Below are 15,069 nucleotides of genomic sequence, written 5' to 3' on the forward strand. Positions count from 1 at the left end.
TCAGGCCTCCGGGTACTGGAAGACGTCGTCGAGCCCCACGCCGAAGACGCGCGAGATCTGGAAGGCGAGCTCGAGCGTTGGCGAGTACTTGCCCTGTTCGATGGCGATAAGGGTCTGGCGGGTGACTCCGACCTGCTTCGCGAGCTCGGCCTGGGTGAGCCCCGAAGCTTCGCGCAGGGCGCGGATCGAGTTGGTGACGCGTGTGGGCTTGACCATCAGACGAGCCCTCGACGGTAGGCGATGACGCTCGCGATGCCGCCGACGATCGACGAGACGGCGAAACCGTAGAACATGGTGTTGGCGATCCAGAACCAGTCCAGCTCGAACGCGCACTCGATGATCACGCCGAGCCCGGCGATGACGAGGAACGCCTGCCCGACGCGAGCGCCCATGTGGCTGATGTCGCGGTCGCGCTGATCGGACGTGCCCACACCGTCGGGGTCGCGCATGCCGGCGAAGATCCCCCACACGATGCTGACGACGATCGCCGCGGCGATGCTGAGTCCGATCGTCCAGAGCATGAGCGGAACCCAGTCGACGTCCTCGACGGGTGCGCCCGCAGCCCGCTGCAGCACGAGCACCGTGTACACGGCCATGCCGATCACGCTGACGATGAGGCTCGACCAGATGTTGCGTTCCTCGTAGACCACGACGACCTCCGATGTCTAGAATCTTTGACACTCCGAGAGTAGGCCGGTCGCGACATTCCTGTCAATAATTCTTTACATGACCATCCGCGACCCGGTCCGGGCGTCCGGAGTCAGGGGATCTGCGTTGGTCAGGATGAATCCCGCGGAGGCGTCCTGAATCCGGCTGATCTCCTGACCTGGGCAGACGGTGAGCCCGCCGCACCTGCGGCTAGATCACGGCCTCCGACCAGCGGTCGGGGTTGCCGAAGCGGTGGCTAACCAGTCGTGAGCGCGGAGACAAGGCGCGCGTTGGCGTCGTGCCACTCCTGCGCGTCACCTTCTGCCCAGAGTTCGGCGAGCTCACCATCGGAGGAGGAAGCAACAGCAACGGCGCGCTCCGCGTCTCTCACGAGGCGGCCGGAAGGCTTGCGAGCGCGGCTGACGAACCCTTCCACACTCTCTGTGTACGCATCGGACTGCGTGGGGCGGCCCAGCCCGTGCGCCACCACTTCCGCCGCCGCGATCGCGATAGCGGCCGTGTCGGCGTCGAGCGGTTCCGTGCTTCTCAGCGCTTCGCGGAGAGCGCCTCTCACCACGTTCCACCGCTTCTGCTCATCGAGCTCCCATGCGAAATCTGCCGCTGCATCATTGCCGAACGGCTCGCCACTCCAGGTACCCATGAGGAGAGAGTAGAGGACCAAACGGGCACTGCGATCTAGCGATCGGCGAGGAATCTCCTAGATCACGGCCTCCGACCAGCGGTCGGGGTTGCCGAAGCGGTGCGCCGTGATCGTCACGGACTGCTCGCGCAGGAAGGGCAGCATCTCGAGCCGCCCCGCGGTCGTCACCTCGTTGTCGTAGACGGCGAGATCGGGGTCTCCGCCGGTCGCCGCCGCCAGCGCCCGATGCGCATCGACCACCGCGGCGCGCGACCCGATGAGCCGCACGCGCGACGGGCGAGGGCCGGATGCCTCGTCCCCCGCACCAGCGCCGAGACCGTCGCCCCGCGCGGCCATACGCTCGAGCCACTCGTCGTCGGTCTCGACGAAGACGTCGACGCCGAGTCCGCCCAGTGCGCGCCGGACGTCGGCCGGCAGCCCCACCGGAGCGCTGAGGGTCAGCGGCGCACCCGAGCGGATGCCCGCGATGACGACGCGCAGCACGGCCTGCCACGTGGCGTCGCCTGTCGCGCGCAAGGCCACCCCCGGCACCGGCCGGTAGCGGAAGAGGTTGCGCTCCACGCCGAGCCCGGACACGTCCTTGACCTGACCGAACTCGCGGTCCCACACGATCGCGTCGGACAGCGCGCCGCGGCGCAGCCATTCGAACGCCTCGTAGTCCAGCGACGGCTGGGCCGCCTCGATCACGGTCGTGATGCGCGAGTCGAGTCCGCGCAGGTGCAGCGTCGCCGACTGCGGGGCCCCTCCCGTCGCCCGCCACGAGCCGAGCCCGATCAGGTAGTTCGGCCCTCCGGCCTTGGCGCCGGCGCCGACGGAGGACCGCTTCCACCCGCCGAACGGCTGACGCTGCACGATCGCGCCGGTGATCCCGCGGTTGACGTAGAGGTTCCCCGCCTCGACGCGGTCGAGCCACAGCGAGAGATCGTCGGGGTTCTGCGTGTACAGCCCCGCCGTGAGTCCGTACGCGACGGCGTTCTGCAGCTCGACCGCCTGCGCGAGCGAGGAGGCGTGCATGATCCCGAGGACCGGGCCGAAGAACTCCTCCCGGTGGAACCGCGAGCCCGGGCGCACGCCGGTGCGGATGCCGGGAGACCACAGGCGTCCGTCGTACTCGGGCGCGGCGTCGAGCGGCTTCGGCTCGACGAGCCACCGCTCGTCGTCGTCCAGCGTGGTGAGTGCCCACTCGAGCTTGCCCTGCGGCTTCTCGACGACCGGGCCGACCTCGGACAGCGGATCGGTCGGCGGGCCGATCCGCAGGGAGGTCGCCGCGTCGACGAGCTGACGCGCGAACCGCCTGGAGTGCCCCACGGGTCCGACGAGGATCGCGAGCGAGGCGGCGGAGCACTTCTGGCCGGCGTGGCCGAAAGCGCTCTTGATGAGATCGGATGCCGCGAGGTCGAGGTCCGCCGACGGCATGATGATCATCGCGTTCTTGCCGCTGGTCTCGGCCAGCAGCGGCAGCTCGGGCCGCCAGGACCGGAACAGCGCCGCCGTCTCGAAAGACCCGGTCAGGATCACCCGGTCGACGGCCGGGTGCGAGATGAGCGCCTGGCCGAGACCGCCCTCGTCGATGTCGACGAGGGCGAGGACGTCGCGCGGCACCCCGGCCTCCCACAGCGCCTCGGCGACCACGGCGGCGCAGCGCCGGGCCTGCGGGGCGGGCTTGAAGACGACGCCCGAGCCTGCGGCGAGTGCAGCGAGGACTCCGCCGGCCGGGATCGCGACGGGGAAGTTCCACGGCGGCGTGACCACGGTGAGCCGCGCGGGCTCGAACACCGCACCGCTCACGCGGTCGAGCTCGCGCGCGGTCGCGGCGTAGTAGTTCGCGAAGTCGACGGCCTCGCTCACCTCGACGTCGGCCTCGGCGAACACCTTGCCCGTCTCCGACGCGGCCACCTCGATGAGCTCGCCGCGGCGGGCTTCGAGCGCACGAGCGGCGGCGGCGAGCACCGCGCCCCGCTCGGCCGCGGGGGTCGCGCCCCACCGGGCCGCGGCATCCGTCACCGCGTTCACGACGGTCTGGAGGGCTTCGGCGTCGTCGATGCGGGCGGCCGCGATCGTGTCGTCGCCGGCGCGCGAGGCGTCGATCTGCGCGAGGATGCTGCGCGCCCACACCCGGTTCGCCGGGAGCGCGGGGTCGGTGTCGGGGGCGTTGCGGAATCCGGGCGCACCGACCGCCTCGCCCGCGGACTGGCGCGGCGCGTAGACCGCGGTCTCCACGAAGGCCTCGCCGGCGAAGAGCTGCTGCTCCGCCGACGGCGCGAGGGGACTGGTCTCGGCCGGATCGCCGGTGGCCGACCGCGCGATGCCGATCACGGCGCGCGTGAGACCCGTGTCGTCGGCGCCCGGCGCGGACCCCGCCGCGGGAGTCCGGGTAGCCGGATGCTCGTCCGTGGACGCACCGCGGTCCTGAGTGCGGTTCGGGCCGAGGGACAGCGACGGATCCGCCGCGCGATCGAGAGAGGCGAGGAACCGGTCGCGCTCGCGGGCGAACATCGCCGGATCGTCCGCGAGCTCGAAGGCCGCCGAGAGGAAGTTGTCGCTCGACGCGTTCTCCTCGAGCCTCCGCACGAGGTAGCTGATCGCCACGTCGAACTCGTCGGGGCGCACGACGGGGACGTAGAGCAGGACGTGCCCGACCTCGCGCGCGACGGCCTGCACCTGCCCCTGCGCCATGCCCAGGAGCATCTCGAACTCGAGATCCGCGCGCACGCCGGTCTCGCCCGCGAGCAGCCACGCATACGCGATGTCGAACAGGTTGTGACCGGCGACGCCGATCCGCACGGCCGCGGTGTTCTCGGGGCGCAGCGCTGCCCGCAGGCACCGGAGGTAGTTCGCGTCGGTGTCGACCTTCGTGCTGTAGGTGGCCGTCGACCAGCCGTGCATCACGGCGTCGACCCGCTCCATCGCGAGGTTGGCGCCCTTGACGAGGCGCACCTTGATGCGCGCGCCGCCGGCGTCCACCCGCTCGCGCGCCCACGCGGTGAGCTCCTCCAGAGCGGGGAGTGCGTCGGGCAGGTACGCCTGGAGCACGATGCCGGCTTCGAGATCGCGCAGCCGCGGATCGTCCAGGAGGCGCGTGAACACCGCGATCGTGAGGTCGAGGTCGCGGTACTCCTCCATGTCGAGGTTGATGAACGTGCGATCGGATGCCGCGGTCAGGTAGAGCGGCATGAGGCGCTCGACCACCGCATCGACGACCTCGTCGAACGCCCACATCGAGATGTGGCTCGCGATGGCGGACACCTTCACCGACACGTAGTCGACGTCGGGGCGGCGCACCAGTTCGTCGATACCTTCGAGCCGGCGCAGCGCCTCCTGCTCGCCGAGCACGGCCTCGCCCAGCAGGTTGAGATTGAGCCGCGCACCGGACTCGCGGATCGCCGCGATCGCGGGACCGAGCTTGTCGGGCCGGGCGTCGACGACGAGGTGACCCACCATCTCGCGCAGCACCCTGCGCGCGATCGGCACCACGGGAGCGGGCAGCACGGGGGCGACGGTGCCGCCCAGACGCACGGCCCCGCGCAGGTACCACGGCAGGAACTCCGGCACCAGCGGGGCCACGCGGCCCAGATTGGATGCCGCGGCCCGCAGGCTCTCGGGGCGCATGACGCCGTCGACGAAGCCGATCGTGAACGGCAGGCCGTTGGGGTCCTTCAGAACGCCGGCGAGTCGCTCGGCTGCGGGGTCCACGTCGACCTGTGCGCTCTCGGTGATCCACCGCTGCGCGAGCACCACGGCACGCGAGGCGAGGTCGTCGCCGGATGCCGTGAGGTCGGTGTCCCCCCGGTAAGGGTCGGTCACCATGCGAACAGCCTAAACTCCGGCGGGCGCGTCGCACGCGCGCGTGGGCGAGCGCGTCGCGGAGCCAGGAAGCGCGCCGGCTGTCCACCTTACGAAATCCCGGTGGTGCTGTGCGACACGCCGCATAGGATTGATCACTCTCGTAGCCCGGAGAACCCCGACCGGAGCGAGTCACACGCCCGAGGAGGCGCGTTGACCGACATCCCTGCTCTCTCCCACGAGGAGGAGCGCTCCCGCAATGCCGCGGAAGCGCTGCGCCTCCAGGAGTGCTCCGCGGAGCCCCTCCGCACGATCGGGAGGATCCAGTCGCACGGCACGCTCTTCGCCGTCGACGAGCAGACCGGGGTCGTGGTCGTGGCGAGCGAGAACGTCGAGCACTGGCTGGGACGTACGCTCGCGGAGTCCGGCAGTGAGACCCTCGTGTGGGCCGTCGCCCACGCCGAGGCGATCGACCCGATCCGCGCCGAGTTCGAGGGCGTGGACTACGACGTCATCGTCCACCGCGGCACGGTGCCGCTCGTCGTCGAACTGGAGCCGGTGGCCCACCAGCTCGAGTACGTGCGGACCGGGGTGGTCTCGGCCATCCAGAACATCTCATCGATCACCGACCCGCACGAGCTGCGCACCCAGGCGGCCGCCGCGATCAAGCAGATCACGGGCTTCGACCGCGTCATGTGCTACGAGTTCCACGACGACGGGCACGGGCAGATCGTCGCGGACGAGCGCGAGCCCGACATGGAGTCGTACTTCGGCCTGCACTTCCCGGCATCCGACATCCCCTCGCAGGCGCGCGCGCTCTACCTGCGCAAGCGGTCGCGCGTGATCGCCCACACCGACGATCCCGGGTTGCCGCTGCGCGCCCTGCTTCCCGAGGACCAGCCGCTCGACCTCGCCGAGACCGAGCTGCGCGGCGTCTCCCCGCATCACCTGCAGTTCATGAGGAACATGGGGCAGGTCTCGACGGTGTCGTTCGCGATCGTCGTCGACGACCGCATGATCGGCATGTTCACGTGCGCGCATCGGTCCCCTCGGCGGCTGCCGGTGCTGCTCCGGCGCTCTCTCGAAGTGCTCGCCAGTCAGGTCGGGACACAGCTGACCGCGGCGCTGCAGATCCAGCAGCTGCGTCGGCAGCTCGACGCCCGTGAGCGTCGCGTCGCGATCGTCGCACCGCTTTATGGGCGGACGGATGTCGCGTCCGCCCTGCTCTCGGGCACCCGCACGGTGCTCGACGTGGTTCCGGCCGACGGCGTCGTGCTGCAGCACGGTGACAGCGTGCACACGCTCGGCGTCGTTCCGCCGCCGGCTGTGCTGCTGAGCGTCGTGGACGAGCTCGACGTCGGACGGCTCACGTGGGAGGCGCTTCCGATCGAGCGTCCCGAGCTGGCGGTGGAGGTGCCGGGTGTCGCGGGGATCCTCATCGTTCCGCTCGGACCCGACGGCGACCGGCTCGTCTTCGTGCGGGGCGAGGTGACCCGCGACATCGAGTGGCTCGGCGATCAGGGCCCCGCGAACCGCGACCACACGCTCTCGCCGCGCCGGTCCTTCTCGGCCTGGCGCGAGAGCGTCACCGGGCGCAGCCTTCCGTGGGGCGTCCACGCACAGGACGCACTCGCATTGGGTGAAGAGATCCGGGCGGCCCTGGTGGCGCGCGAACAGGCCGAGCTCGCCGAACTCGCGCTGCGCGACTCCCTCACGGGGCTGCGCAACCGCCGCTTCCTCGACGATCGCCTCGACGCGCTCCTGGCGGGCCCGCACCCGTCTCTCGCCGTGATCTTCCTCGACCTCGACGAGTTCAAGACCGTGAACGACACTCGCGGCCACGACGTCGGCGACGCCGTGCTCGCGGCCGTCGGCAAGCGCCTCTCAGGAGTTGCGCGGGCGTCGGACATGGTGGTCCGCCTCGGCGGCGACGAGTTCGTCATCGTCTGCGTCGGGGCCGGAGAGACCGATGCGCACCACGTCGCATCCCGCGCGATCGCGGCGGTGGGCGAGCCGATCGCTGTCGAGGGCGGGCTGCTCAGGATTTCCGCGAGCGCCGGCGTCGTCGCCGCTCGTCCGGCAATGACGGCGGCCGACATGCTGGCCGCCGCGGATTCCGCGATGTACCGCTCCAAGCGCGCGGGCGGCGGGCGCGTCTCGGCCTGAGAGCGCGCTCGTCCACCTGCGATCGCCTCATCAGCCCGTCACCTCACTCCGGCGACGCGTTCACGATTCAGACTGATGCTGGCAACCCGGCCCGTGCACAGCGTGGGCCGTTCCGGCACCGATCTCAGCGCCCGGCGGGGAGCTCCGGCTCCGGTACCACCCGCAATCCGCCGGGCGAGTTCGCCGTGTCGACGAGCTCCTGCAGCCACAGGCGGTTGATCTCGGGCATGGGCGCGTCGTACTCGAACCGCAGCGCGGTGACGGGCGAGATCCACACCGACTGACGGCGATCCGTGGCTTCGTCGACCACCGCGAACGAGAGGCTCTCCTGCCGCCGCAGCTTCGCGGTGATGACGAGCTCGAGGTGCGCGAGAACGCGGTCGTCGAGGGGGAAGCCGACGGACGGCGCGCCGTAGTGGAGGGTGCCCATGCATCGATCCTACGGGGCACCGTCGGCCCAGCCCCGCTAGGGTGGGGCGCATGGCTATCGTGAACCGGCTGACCGTCGACGGTCGGGACTACTTCCTCCCCGAGCCCGTCACCGAGCTGAAGAACTCGATCCTCGAGGCGATCAAAGCGGGCGGCGGCTACGTCAACATCCCGCCGCTGCGCGGCGGCCCGGGCATCGACATCCTCTTCTCCCCCGGGATGCCCGTCACGTGGTCCCAGATCGACGTCGGCGAGTCCGCCGCCGAAGAGACGGCACCCGAGGCCGAGGACGACTTCCTCTAGTCCGTCACGCGTCGAGCAGGCGCTCCAGCTCGGCAGCCGCCATCGGCATTCCGAGCAGGTACCCCTGAGCGCGGTGGCAACCCCGAGCCACGGAGCGCGCGAGGTCGGCGTCGGTCTCGACGCCTTCGGCGACGACGCGCCAGCCGTGGCGGGTGGCCCGCGCCACGACATCCTCGACGAAGTCGTCGGCCGCCGCATCCGCCCGCTGCGTCAGCGACCTGTCGATCTTGACCTCGTCGATGGGAAGCGCCTCGATCATCTCGATCGTGGTGTCGCGTGAGCCGAAGTCGTCGATCGAGATGGCGACGCCCTCCGAGCGGAGGCGCTGGAGCGGGCCGTCCATCACCGGCAGCAGCTGCGGCGACGGCGACTCCGTGATCTCGACGGTGACGCTGGCCGGATCGATGTCGAGCGCACCGAGACGTGCGAGGGCGGCGTCGGCGTAGCCGAACGTGATGTGCGAGGGGGACGCGTTCGTCGACAGGCCCACACGGTGGCCGCTCCGCTGCCACTCCGCGACCTGGGCGGCACCCAGCGCGAGGACGTGGACGTCGAGCTCCTCGACGATGTGCGCGTCCTCTGCGAGGGGAATGAAGAGCGAAGGGGGAACCTCGCCGTCGGCGCCGTGCGTCCAGCGGCAGAGGCCCTCGACGGCGACCGGGACGGCCGAGACCCCGTCACGCGTGAGGGCGAACTGGGGCTGATAGGCGATCGACAGCCCCCCGGAAGCCACTGCCTCCCGGAGGTCGTCCACCAGCGATGCCGAAATCGTCACCTGGTCAGCCTGGCCGCGAGACGGATTCGGCGCAACACCAGACAAACCAGTCCGAAAAGCGTACACTTCGCCCCCCGACACCGATTCGTGCGATTCAACCGGCCGCGACGGATACTCTGGACGGATGGGCACGCTCACCTACGACTCGCGCGTCACCGTGTCGATCGATGACCGCATCCTCGCGCACCTCCAGGTCGTCATCTGGGCGAAACTCCGGCGTGGCGAGCACTTCCCGTTCACCTGGACCGACCCGACGCGCAACGGCATGGGACGCACCTCGGTGTGGCTGAGCCCGCACCAGCCGCTCGTGTTCGAGTACTTCGGCGGCCGTCAGCCGCGCCTGAACCCGGCGTGGATCGACGCCCTCACCAAGTCCGCGAACTCCCCCGGGGGCCTCACGATGGTGCCCGAGCCCGAAGAGGCGGCCGGCCCGCCGCGCTGATCGGTCAGTTCCACACGCTGGGCGCTTCGGCCCGGGTCGGAGGCAGAGCGGATGCCGCGGCCCAGTCGTGCACCCACGACTCGACCTCCGGGATGCCGTCGGGGTAGCCGACCGCCGCGAACAGCTCGTCGTGCGCGAGCGTGCCGCCGCTGCGCTTCATCATCCGCGCACGTACGATGACGCGCGCGTACACCTCGCCGCCGACCACCGCACGGTGCTCGAGATAGACCGCCTTGTCGTCGTGGCCGACCATGCGCGACTCGATGTCGAACCGTTGCCACAGCTCGAGCGACTTGCGGAAGGTCACCGTCTCGCTCGACACGACGGCGTACCACCCGCGCTCCTTCATGACGTCCCACAGCCCGGTCCGCACGAGCAGGTCCCAGCGTCCGAGATCGAACAGCGACAGGTACCGGCCGTTGTTCATGTGCATCAGCAGGTCGATGTCGGTCGGCAGGGTCGTGAGGCGGATGCGGCTGATGCCGGTGGGGCCGAGGCGTCCTTCCCGGCGCACGCGCCGTCGCGCCGACAGCATCACGAGCAGGGTCCGCCAGATCACGTTCACGGGGGACGATCGTAGCGATCGTGCGCACGCTCGGGGATTCGGTTGTGGGGTTCCGACAGTGCGGCATGGCCATTTCGAACCGACGGGGTGCTGCGAGACCGGGGTGGGCACCGCGCCGACGCGCGACTGAGCGCGTCACGCCGTCGTGTCGCGCTCGCGCCGGCGGCGAAGCAGCAGTCCTCCGACCACGAGCAGGACCACGGCAGCTCCGATCGCCGTCCAGGCCACGGTGCCGCCGGTCACCGCCAGCTCGGGTTCGTCGTCCGCCGGAGCCGGTGTGGGCGCCGGCGTCTCAGACGGCTGCGGCGGCGTGACCTGCTCCGTGGTGCAGTCGTCGTCGCAGGGGAGCGGCGGCGTCGGATTCTCCTCCGTGCCCCCTTCGCCCGTCACGACGTTGGTGAGGGTTCGGTCCCACGCGTCGTCGTCTACGCGCACCTGGTAGGTGAGCACGGCCTCGGCGCCGACCGGCAGTGCGAACGGTTCGGTGCGCAGCGTGTCGCCGACGGGGTCGCCCACGACGACAGGGGCACTGCCCGTCACCGACAGCTCCGCAGACCCGACCACAAAGGCTGCGTCATCGAGCACGCGGCTGAGGTCATCCCTTAGCACGACGTCCTCGATCGCGGCCGTGCCCTCGTTGGTAGCGATCACGCGGTACGTCACGGTGTCGCCGGGGTTCACTGCGGTGCCGTCGGGGATCACCGCCCCGTCCACGAGAGCCTCCTTGCGCAGCGACCACTGCGGCTCGCCCGCGCCGAAGTCGGGGCGCGCCAGCCCCACGCGCGCCGACTCGACCGGACGGATCGCCTCGGCGGTGTCGAGGTTCGTCTGCGCGGCGGCGAAGGTGTTCCAGGCGATGTCCTGCGGCGTCGCGATCTCGGGGGCCGTCATGGTCAGCTCGATCACGAAGCCCTCGTCGAAACCGTAGGTCTCGGTCGAGACGAACCGCAGCGCGGTCACGGTCGACAGGTCGGCCGGGGCGGTCGGCGCCCAGTCGTCGACGCACGTGGTGTTGGTCGCGTCGGGGTACACCTCATCGCGACACGGGTTCGTCGCGGCGGAGTACTCGACGGACACGCCACCGGGCAGCGCCGCGATGCCGACCAGCGCGGGAGTGAAGGTCGAGCCTCGCTGGTGACCCGCGGTCTCGGCGAGAGTCCCGGTGTCGCCGACACTCGGCAGGAGGTCGTAGAGCACGACGTCGCCGACCTCTGCGCTGCTCTTGTTCGTCCAGTTCAGCCGGTAGGCCACCGGGCCACCGTCGGCCGACACGGCGCCGATCGCCGGGTTGCGGAGGAATGCGTCGTCCTCGCTGCCGCGCACCGTCTTGAACACCTGGACGGCATCCGAGCCGGGCTCGGGGTCGATGACGAGTGTCGCGTCATCCTGGCACGCGAAGCCCACGCCGGACGTTCCCTCGACGGGTGTTCCCCGCCGACAGAGCGTGTCGTCGACGGCCCCGTCGTTCATCGTGACCTGCGCGACGTTCGGGTACTCACCCGGGAACTCGGGGATCACCGGGATGACGAAGCCCATACTCCAGTTGCCGCCGGTGCGCACCTCCGCGAACTGCTCGTACGGGACCTCGATCGTGACGACCGTCTCGCCGGTCGCCGGGTCGAGCGCCTGAGTGACGTCCCAGTCGAAGTCGACGGTCGTCGCGGTCGTCCACTCGTATGCGCCGTCACTCGTGATCGGTCCCGAGATCTGCAGGCCGGCCGGCAGTCGATCCGTGATCGTCAGGGGCCCGGCGAGCTGAGAGACGTCGGGCGCGACGAAGCTCGCCTCGATCGCGAAGCTGCTGTCGTCGCCCGCGCTGTCCGCCCATTTCTGCACCCCCACCTGGGGGCTGTCGAGCACATACACCGAGCCGTACTCGCTGACGCTCGTCGCCGTGGGTTCCTCCTCGTCCGGCACGAACGTGTCGAGCGTGAAGTCATTGCGGATCACGTCGCCCGCTGCGTGAGTGTCATCGATGTACCCGCCGACCGTGTAGGTCGTCGACTGGTTCGTCATCGACGCCGACCGCGGGAACACCAGCTCCGCCACACTCTCCACGGCCTCCTCGGGCACGTAGTACGTGCGGAAGGCGAGCAGCCCGTCCGACACCTCCGAGGCGACGATCGGCCCCGGTTCGAGGTCGATGACGGTGCCGTCCGCCAGGCGCCCCCGGGGAAGGTAGTCGGGATCGACGCCGCCGGTGGTCGCCGAGGAGGAGCCGCGCACGGTCACCATGGTGGGGTGGAAGGCCATGTTCTGGCACAGGTCGCCGGGTTCGTTGCTGGTGTAGACGGGTCCCGCGGAGGAATCGGTGCAGGGCATCGGATCGACGACCGCGTGCTCGAACCCCGGGCCGGGCATGGCGACGCTCAACCCGTACATGGCCTCCACGACGCCGTACACGAGCTCGGACGCGGTGAGCGCCTGGCCGTCGCGGACGGCGGCGGCGCCGGTGTCGAGCCAGGCGCCGGGGAACGTGCCGGAGAGGTAGCCGCCGCGGTCTTCGTACCAGGAGTCCGGGTCGCCGACCTCGTGGGTGACGGGTCCGTAGCCCGACTTCGAGGGCTCGCCGGCGCCGAGCTGGTCGACCACGGTGATGCGGGCGTCGTCGGTCGACTCGACGGTCGGCGATCCGCTCAGGGGAGTCCCCGTGGCCGTCACCGTGTTGGTGAGCACCGTGCCGTCGGTCACGTCGTCATCCACGGTCGCGACGATCGTCACCGACGACGACGTCGCGCCCGTGCGGCACGCGGATCCGAGGTCATCCGGATCGACGTCGATCGTGATGGTCTGACCGTTGACCGCAGTCGCCGCGGGCGAGCTCGAGACGAACGTGAGCCCCGCGGGGAGCGTGTCGACGATCGTCAGCGCACGAAGGTCTTCGACGCCACGCGCGTCGCCGGACTGGGGGCACGTCCAGCGGATGTCGTAGCTGATCTCACCGCCGGGCACCTGGAATCGCTGCGACGCGTCCTTCAGCACGACGAGGCTCGCGGCCGCCGTCGCGGTCGAGGCGACCGACCCGGGAGCCGACGCACCGGGGGTGACGCCGTCGCCGAAGGCCAGCTCGGCATCCAGCGTCCAGGACGTGCCGTTCGGCGTGGTGCGGTTGGGCGGCGTGACGGTGAAGTCGATGGTGCCGGCGGATCCTTCGGCGAGGTCGTCGAGGACGATGCGCAGGTCGTCGCCGACGACTTCCCACGAAACGACGGCCGCGCTGTCGGCGACATCCACCGCCATCGCGGCGGCGTCGCCCAACGGCACGGTGATGACCGGGTCCTCGCCGCAGACGACGTTGTCGAGGTTGCTGCAGCTGTAGGAGAGGCGGTACTGGAACGGGCTCCCGGACGGCTGCGAGGCCGCGGTGATCTGCGTGAGCGAGAGCGTGGTGATCGAGTTCTCATCCGCGGCCGCGGGCTGAACCCCGAGAGACGCCAGGACGATCGCCGCCACGGCGATCACGCTCCGGAATCCGCGTCGAGCTCTCTGCGTCTTCTTCACCCTGTCCCCCTTGTGCGCACGGCCGCGGGCCGTGTCTGTGATCCACCGATACGGGGCGGACCGATGCGGGGCGGAGCCCGGAGGGTCGCGCCGCCGTACATGCCACAAGGGGCCGGCGACTCGCCGCGGCCCCTGGGCGTCTCGAGTGTGCCTCGTGCGGCGCCCAGTCCGGAGGCGGGCTCCCCCAGTTGCGGGGGCCGAAACAGCTCGGTGCGCTCAGAAATCCCCTCTTTTGGGTGCCGCATCCGGAGACCGCGTCGTGAGAGGCTCTGTCGGAGAACGACATCGAACCCTCGCCGCACGACGTGCCCTCGCCCGCGGAAAGCCCGCGAGCGCGATGGACGCCGTCCGATTTCGCGTGGCGCGCGGCCCGGCGTAGAGTCTGGCCCATGGGAGCTGACATCCAGACCGACATCGTCGTCCGTCCGGTGCGAGACGTCGACGCCGAGGCCCTCGGCCGTGTGCACGCCACCTGCTGGCACGAGACCTACGACCACCTCATCAGCAAGGCCGCGCTCGAGGCGGTCTCGCCCAAGCGTCTCGCCGAGCTGTGGACGCACTGGGCCGTCCAGGGGCCGGAGTTCAAGATGTTCGCGGCCCTCGTCGGCGGCGAGATCGTCGGCTTCGCCGGGTCGGGCCCGGCGCGCGACAAGGACGCCCCGCGCTTCCGCGAGCTCTACTTCATCTACCTCCTCGACGCGTACCACGGCACCGGCATCGGCCAGAAGCTGTTCGACGCTGTCGTGGCCGCCGACGAGCCCGTCTACCTGTGGGTCGCCGACGACAACCCGCGCGCGCACCGCTTCTACACGCGCAACGGCTTCGCCCTCGACGGCGCGACGCACACCGAGCCGTTCCTGGGCGAGACGCTCACCGAGGTGCGGTTCGTCCGCTGACGCCTCGCAACGCCGCTGATTCCGTGCTCCAGGTCTGGGCCCTCGACGGCATCCCCGAGATCTCGGCCGGCACGGATCTCGCGGCCGTGATCACCGAAGCCGCGGCCGGAGCATTGGCCGACGGAGACATCCTCGTGGTCACGTCGAAGATCGTGTCCAAGGCCGAGGACCGCTTCGTCACCGCCGACGACCGCGAGGACGCGATCACGGCCGAGACGGTGCGGATCGTCGCGACCCGCCCGACTCCGAACGGCGGCGTCACGCGCATCGTGCAGAACCGCCTCGGTATGGTGTCGGCGGCGGCGGGAGTCGACGCCTCGAACACCCCCGAGGGGACGATCCTGCTCCTGCCGGAGGACCCGGATGCCTCGGCTCGAGCGATCGCCGCCGCCCTGCGCGAACGGCTGGGCGTCGAGGTCGGTGTGCTCGTGTCCGACACCCTCGGCCGCGCCTGGCGCGAGGGTCAGACCGACCACGCGATCGGCGCGGCGGGTGTGCGGGTGTTCGAGGACCTGCGCGGGGGAACGGATGCCGAAGGCCGCCCGCTCGTCGTCACCATGCCGTGCGTCGCCGACGAACTGGCGGCCGCCGCCGACCTCGTGAAGGGCAAGGCGTCGCGCCGGCCGGTCGCCGTCGTCCGCGGGCGAGCCGATCTCGTCGGTCCGCTGGACCTCCCCGGAGCCCGCTCGATCGTGCGCCCGCTCGAGCGCGACATGTTCCGGCTCGGGGCCGACGAGGCCTACGCCGAGGGATACGCCGCGGGCGCGGCATCCACTCCCCGCACCTAGTTCGTCGTTGCCGCGCCTTGTTTCGATACGGCGCTGCGCGCCAACTCAACAGCCGGGTGCGGAGGGTCAGCGTCCGCTGACCTTGCCGTGTTTCGATACGGCGCTGCGCGCC

The 15,069-nt window shown here is 70.6% G+C and carries 13 protein-coding genes; 5 read left to right on the forward strand and 8 right to left on the reverse strand.

Annotated features, from left to right (window positions below; translation table 11 throughout):
* The 4 genes from ACFQ0P_RS04625 to ACFQ0P_RS04640 all read right to left on the reverse strand — a co-directional run bounded on the left by ACFQ0P_RS04625 (position 1) and on the right by ACFQ0P_RS04640 (position 5,116).
* A complete protein-coding gene (locus ACFQ0P_RS04625) occupies positions 1 to 216 on the reverse strand; it encodes a helix-turn-helix transcriptional regulator (RefSeq protein ID WP_204980833.1) in 216 nt (71 codons plus the stop codon).
* Positions 216 to 650, reverse strand: a complete 435-nt coding sequence (locus tag ACFQ0P_RS04630; RefSeq protein ID WP_204980835.1) for a hypothetical protein — start codon at positions 648 to 650, stop codon at positions 216 to 218. The genes ACFQ0P_RS04625 and ACFQ0P_RS04630 overlap by 1 nt, the downstream gene beginning before the upstream one ends.
* Before the next feature lie 254 nt (positions 651 to 904).
* The gene (locus tag ACFQ0P_RS04635; protein WP_204980837.1) at positions 905 to 1,309 is read right to left on the reverse strand and encodes a DUF4259 domain-containing protein; all 405 of its coding nucleotides are present in this window, start codon (positions 1,307 to 1,309) and stop codon (positions 905 to 907) included.
* Positions 1,310 to 1,366: 57 nt separating this feature from the next.
* Positions 1,367 to 5,116, reverse strand: a complete 3,750-nt coding sequence (locus ACFQ0P_RS04640) for a proline dehydrogenase family protein (protein WP_378771492.1) — start codon at positions 5,114 to 5,116, stop codon at positions 1,367 to 1,369.
* A 189-nt stretch (positions 5,117 to 5,305) separates the two neighbouring features.
* On the opposite strand from ACFQ0P_RS04640, the gene ACFQ0P_RS04645 reads away from it, so the two are divergent.
* On the forward strand, positions 5,306 to 7,258 hold the full coding sequence (locus tag ACFQ0P_RS04645) for a bifunctional diguanylate cyclase/phosphodiesterase (protein ID WP_204980845.1): 1,953 nt from the start codon (positions 5,306 to 5,308) through the stop codon (positions 7,256 to 7,258).
* A 124-nt stretch (positions 7,259 to 7,382) separates the two neighbouring features.
* Here ACFQ0P_RS04645 and ACFQ0P_RS04650 read toward each other — a convergent pair whose 3' ends face one another.
* Positions 7,383 to 7,688, reverse strand: a complete 306-nt coding sequence (locus ACFQ0P_RS04650) for a DUF7882 family protein (RefSeq protein WP_204980846.1) — start codon at positions 7,686 to 7,688, stop codon at positions 7,383 to 7,385.
* 50 nt (positions 7,689 to 7,738) lie between these two features.
* On the opposite strand from ACFQ0P_RS04650, the gene ACFQ0P_RS04655 reads away from it, so the two are divergent.
* Positions 7,739 to 7,990: a hypothetical protein gene (locus tag ACFQ0P_RS04655; protein ID WP_204980847.1), complete on the forward strand. Its 252-nt coding sequence runs from the start codon at positions 7,739 to 7,741 to the stop codon at positions 7,988 to 7,990.
* A 4-nt stretch (positions 7,991 to 7,994) separates the two neighbouring features.
* Here the strand turns inward: ACFQ0P_RS04655 and ACFQ0P_RS04660 are convergent, their stop codons facing one another.
* Positions 7,995 to 8,765, reverse strand: a complete 771-nt coding sequence (locus tag ACFQ0P_RS04660) for an EAL domain-containing protein (protein WP_204980848.1) — start codon at positions 8,763 to 8,765, stop codon at positions 7,995 to 7,997.
* Between the two features lie 124 nt (positions 8,766 to 8,889).
* Between ACFQ0P_RS04660 and ACFQ0P_RS04665 the strand changes: the two genes are divergently transcribed.
* On the forward strand, positions 8,890 to 9,207 hold the full coding sequence (locus ACFQ0P_RS04665; protein ID WP_204980849.1) for a DUF7882 family protein: 318 nt from the start codon (positions 8,890 to 8,892) through the stop codon (positions 9,205 to 9,207).
* A 4-nt stretch (positions 9,208 to 9,211) separates the two neighbouring features.
* On the opposite strand, the gene ACFQ0P_RS04670 is transcribed toward ACFQ0P_RS04665, so the two are convergent.
* Together ACFQ0P_RS04670 and ACFQ0P_RS04675 are read right to left on the reverse strand one after the other, a co-directional pair.
* Complete coding sequence (locus ACFQ0P_RS04670; protein ID WP_204980850.1) at positions 9,212 to 9,772, reverse strand: acyl-CoA thioesterase; 561 nt, start codon at positions 9,770 to 9,772, stop codon at positions 9,212 to 9,214.
* A gap of 135 nt (positions 9,773 to 9,907) precedes the next feature.
* Entirely contained in the window at positions 9,908 to 13,273 is a 3,366-nt protein-coding gene (locus tag ACFQ0P_RS04675) for a DUF7927 domain-containing protein (protein ID WP_204980851.1), read from the reverse strand.
* 389 nt (positions 13,274 to 13,662) lie between these two features.
* Here ACFQ0P_RS04675 and ACFQ0P_RS04680 point away from each other — a divergent pair, with 389 nt between their 5' ends.
* The gene (locus ACFQ0P_RS04680) at positions 13,663 to 14,169 is read left to right on the forward strand and encodes a GNAT family N-acetyltransferase (protein WP_204980853.1); all 507 of its coding nucleotides are present in this window, start codon (positions 13,663 to 13,665) and stop codon (positions 14,167 to 14,169) included.
* Positions 14,166 to 14,957 (forward strand): coenzyme F420-0:L-glutamate ligase, encoded by a 792-nt coding sequence (locus ACFQ0P_RS04685; RefSeq protein ID WP_204981534.1) that lies wholly within the window; start codon positions 14,166 to 14,168, stop codon positions 14,955 to 14,957. The genes ACFQ0P_RS04680 and ACFQ0P_RS04685 overlap by 4 nt, the downstream gene beginning before the upstream one ends.
* Positions 14,958 to 15,069 lie beyond the last annotated feature (112 nt).

This window comes from Microbacterium insulae, assembly GCF_042677065.1.
In the GTDB taxonomy this organism is placed as follows: domain Bacteria; phylum Actinomycetota; class Actinomycetes; order Actinomycetales; family Microbacteriaceae; genus Microbacterium; species Microbacterium insulae.

What these genes read in the sequence shown, in the direction of transcription:
- ACFQ0P_RS04650 (WP_204980846.1), bottom strand. Translation starts at nt 7,688, where the DNA reads ATGGGCACCCTCCACTACGGCGCGCCGTCCGTCGGCTTCCCCCTCGAC.
- ACFQ0P_RS04635 (WP_204980837.1), bottom strand. Translation starts at nt 1,309, where the DNA reads ATGGGTACCTGGAGTGGCGAGCCGTTCGGCAATGATGCAGCGGCAGAT.
- ACFQ0P_RS04640 (WP_378771492.1), bottom strand. Translation starts at nt 5,116, where the DNA reads ATGGTGACCGACCCTTACCGGGGGGACACCGACCTCACGGCATCCGGC.
- ACFQ0P_RS04655 (WP_204980847.1), top strand. Translation starts at nt 7,739, where the DNA reads ATGGCTATCGTGAACCGGCTGACCGTCGACGGTCGGGACTACTTCCTC.
- ACFQ0P_RS04665 (WP_204980849.1), top strand. Translation starts at nt 8,890, where the DNA reads ATGGGCACGCTCACCTACGACTCGCGCGTCACCGTGTCGATCGATGAC.
- ACFQ0P_RS04680 (WP_204980853.1), top strand. Translation starts at nt 13,663, where the DNA reads ATGGGAGCTGACATCCAGACCGACATCGTCGTCCGTCCGGTGCGAGAC.
- ACFQ0P_RS04625 (WP_204980833.1), bottom strand. Translation starts at nt 216, where the DNA reads ATGGTCAAGCCCACACGCGTCACCAACTCGATCCGCGCCCTGCGCGAA.